We start from the raw sequence: 3,217 nt of genomic DNA, 5'->3' as shown, positions 1-3,217 counted from the left end.
GCGCGGACAACCGGGTTTTCCGCGACCTTCCCCGAGGCGTTCGACAATCCGGGCGCACGGGATCTGACGGCTCAGGTCGGACGCTATGTGGCAAATTTCCTGCGGACCGGCAATCCGAACGGTGATGGTCTGGTGGACTGGAAGGCATGGGACTCGGCGACGAGCGGACCGACGCAACTGATCCTTGACGCCGACAGCGAAAAAGCCCTGATCCGCATGTCCGAAGAGCGCACGAAATACGACGACGTGCTCGCGGCGATCGAGGCCGACACCTCCATCCCGCAGGAGCAAAAGCAGCAGGTGGTATCTGAGGTTCTCGACGGGCGCTGGTTCAGCTACGGCCTCGACCAGCATTTCAACAACCGTAACCCGTGGGTCGGCGTGCAATAGGGAGGCAATGGTGTGGTTGGGTTTCCCGGTGCGTGTCAGTGGACCTGTGCTTGATGCCACTCGGGATTCACCAGCCATACTGCCTGAAATCAGACCTCCCGGTAGATCGGACCACGTTCGATGATCGGCTCGACGGCAGCCATGATCTCGTCGTAGTCGGGGTCGACGGGCAGTTCCTGAAACCCCGGATAACCGAGCCTGTAGGTGACCTGCGGGCACATCAGATAAGCGCCGGCGATGAACCGACCCAGAAGCGCGCGCTCGTCTTCGCTGGCCGCATTGATCAGTGCCAGCGGGTCGGGCGGACAATCGCGCGGGAAGCGCGCGACAAGCGCCAGAAAGTCCGGCGCCAGATCGGGGCGCGTCCCGAGCGCGGCGGGTAGCAGGGTGTTTTGCATCTCCAAGTCACTGGCCGAAGGAAAGCCCAGATCGGGATCTCCGGGGATCATCGCATCGCACAGCCAGTCGGTCTGGCGCTGAACGTCCTGCAAGGATTGGGTCATATCCGTGCCCCCTTTCAGGCGCTGATTTTCTGTTCGCGCCGGTTGACGACGATGGCTTCGGCGTTGCGCAGGGTAAGGGCCGCAATCGTGGCGGTGGGGTTGACGGCGCCTGAGGTCGGCATGACGCTGCCGTCGATCACGAACAGGTTGGACATATCATGCGCCCGCCCAAAGGCATCGACCACGGAGGTTTCGGGATTCTCGCCCATCCGCGCGGTGCCAAGGATGTGCCAGCCGGTTTCGCGCAGCGGCGGCGCCGCCAGCGTCTCGTAGGCGCCGGCCTCGCGCATGGAAATGATCGCCTTTTCCTGCATGAATTTCTGAAGCCGGTACATGCTTTCGTGATAGCGATAGGTGACCTTCGGCGCCGGAATGCCGTCGTCGTCCGTCAGATCCGGATCCAGCGTCACCCGGTTGTGCGGGAAGGGGAGGTCCTCGGCGATGATGTCCCAGATGGCCGAGCGGCCGAAGCGCTGGTAAAGCTTCTGGTGGAAATCCGGTCCCCATTCCGTCGCGGTTCCCCAGGGATGGGCGTTGATGGTGCCGAGCGGCGATCCGGTGGGCATCAGCATCAGCTTGGCCCCGCGCAGGAAATCCCGCTCCGCGCCGGTCTCCGCGAATTCCAGGCAATAGGCGCGCTGTGCGGCCGTTCCCTGCCAACTGTCGAGGACCTCGTCGAACAGGCACGTCCCCGTGGTGAAGGGATGCAGCATCAGATTGCGGCCCACGAGGTACGAGTTGTTGGCAAGGCCAGTGGGAAATTTCGAGGTGGCGGAGTTCAGCAAAAGCCGTGGCGTGCCGATGCCATTGGCGCAGACGACAACGATGCTGCTCCTTTGCAGGTGGGTCTTGCCGGTGTCGCGATCGACATAGGCGACACCCATTGCCAGCCCGCGCGCGTCGGTCTCGATCCGGATGACGCGCGCCCGCTGAACCAGCCGGACGCCAAGTTTCCTGTTTGTCGGCCAGTGCGTGCGATCCACCGAGGCCTTGGCGCCGTCAAAACAGGCGGGCGCCGAACAGGCACCACGGCGCACGCAGGGATGAAGATTGGCATGCCTGACCGTGGCGATGGCGTTGGTTCCGGGCCAGATATGCCAGCCCAGACGCTCATGCGCCGCGAAAAGCCGCCGCTCGATGGCACCGAATGGCAGGGGCGGCAGGGGCGGGTCGAAATGCGGATAGGCCGGATCGCCGCCGACGCCCGAGACCGCCATCTGCAACTCGACGCGCTCGTAGAAGGGGGCAAGGTCGTCATAGCTCAGCGGCCAGTCGGCGCCGACACCATCAAGCGTCTTCACCCTGAAATTGCTTGGCTGAAAACGGTTCCAGGCTCCGGCATAGATCACCGTCCGGCCGCCGACACCGTTCCACATCAAGGGATTGATGTCCGATGCCGCGACGTTGATCGGGTAATCCGAGGGCATCCGCCGCCGGTTCGGGTTGAAGCCGAATCCCAGATCCTTGCGCAGCTCGAACCCGGGCTCGTCGAATTTGATCGAGGTGTAATCCGGATACTCGCCCTGCTCCAGACAGACGACCGACATGCCCGCCCTGACGAGGGCCTGCGTTGCATTCGCACCACTCGGGCCCGCACCCACAATCGTGACGTCGCTTTCCTTGAGGTTCGCAGAATTCATGTGACCCACCGCAATTCACAAACCACCGCCGAAGGGACGGTAATCCGCACTATTGTTCCCGTGAAAGTCAGGTAGCCTCCCGCTACCACACACTGAAATTTAGCGTTAAAATCGCCCGGGTCGCAAGCATTTTTCACTCGCGGACGTTGGCGCAGGCGGTGATCTTTGGCGTGATCCTTCGGTTGCGAAACTTCCGCAATAGCGCTGGTAGCGCGTTACTGCCAAGCTTGCGGGCGGGTCGCGCCCCGCCAAAACGCGTACCTCCCGCCCTCGCAACAATATCCGTTGACACAGATATATTTAACGTTACACTAATTCAGTATCTGGAGGAGTGACAGGGCGCTCACGAATTGTCGCCCGACAGGCATGGGAGGAAGAAACTTCATGAAATACTCAGTATCCGTTACTGCGCTGACCGCTGCGGTATTCGTGGCAATCGGCGCCGCGGAGGCCGAAGAGGCCGAGGTCATGCACTGGTGGGTGTCGGCGGGGGAATCGGCCGCCGTCAACGAAATCGCGATGGCCTATGAGGCTCAGGGCGGCACTTGGGTGGATAACGCCATTGCCGGCGGCGAGATCGCAATCGCAAATATCGTCTCGCGGATCACCGGCGGCAACCCGCCGACCGCGAACCAGATCCCGCTCGGCAAGCAGGTTGACGACCTGGTCATGGCCGGTCTGCTC

3 protein-coding genes and 1 pseudogene are annotated in these 3,217 nt (G+C 62.4%); 2 read left to right on the top strand and 2 right to left on the bottom strand.

What is annotated here, in order from left to right; translation table 11 throughout:
• Positions 1-390, top strand: a 390-nt coding sequence (locus ACK5IR_RS16350) for a hypothetical protein (RefSeq protein ID WP_416930378.1), incomplete at its 5' end; no start/stop codon positions are given.
• Between the two features lie 89 nt (positions 391-479).
• On the opposite strand, the gene ACK5IR_RS16345 is transcribed toward ACK5IR_RS16350, so the two are convergent.
• Together ACK5IR_RS16345 and ACK5IR_RS16340 are read right to left on the bottom strand one after the other, a co-directional pair.
• The gene (locus ACK5IR_RS16345) at positions 480-893 is read right to left on the bottom strand and encodes a hypothetical protein (protein ID WP_416930376.1); all 414 of its coding nucleotides are present in this window, start codon (positions 891-893) and stop codon (positions 480-482) included.
• Between the two features lie 14 nt (positions 894-907).
• Positions 908-2,533, bottom strand: coding sequence for a GMC oxidoreductase (locus tag ACK5IR_RS16340; protein WP_416930374.1), 1,626 nt, complete (start codon positions 2,531-2,533; stop codon positions 908-910).
• Positions 2,534-2,917: 384 nt separating this feature from the next.
• Here ACK5IR_RS16340 and ACK5IR_RS16335 point away from each other — a divergent pair.
• Positions 2,918-3,217, top strand: a pseudogene (locus tag ACK5IR_RS16335) (carbohydrate ABC transporter substrate-binding protein); the annotation flags it as partial.

Origin of the sequence: Tropicimonas sp. (assembly GCF_047971885.1) — a bacterium.
Classification (GTDB): domain Bacteria; phylum Pseudomonadota; class Alphaproteobacteria; order Rhodobacterales; family Rhodobacteraceae; genus Tropicimonas.
Note: the sequence above shows the minus strand (reverse complement) of the source record. Positions and strands in the feature narration are given on the sequence as shown.

Excerpts from the sequence above, each read along its gene's own strand:
- ACK5IR_RS16340 (WP_416930374.1), bottom strand. The coding sequence starts at position 2,533 with ATGAATTCTGCGAACCTCAAGGAAAGCGACGTCACGATTGTGGGTGCG.
- ACK5IR_RS16345 (WP_416930376.1), bottom strand. The coding sequence starts at position 893 with ATGACCCAATCCTTGCAGGACGTTCAGCGCCAGACCGACTGGCTGTGC.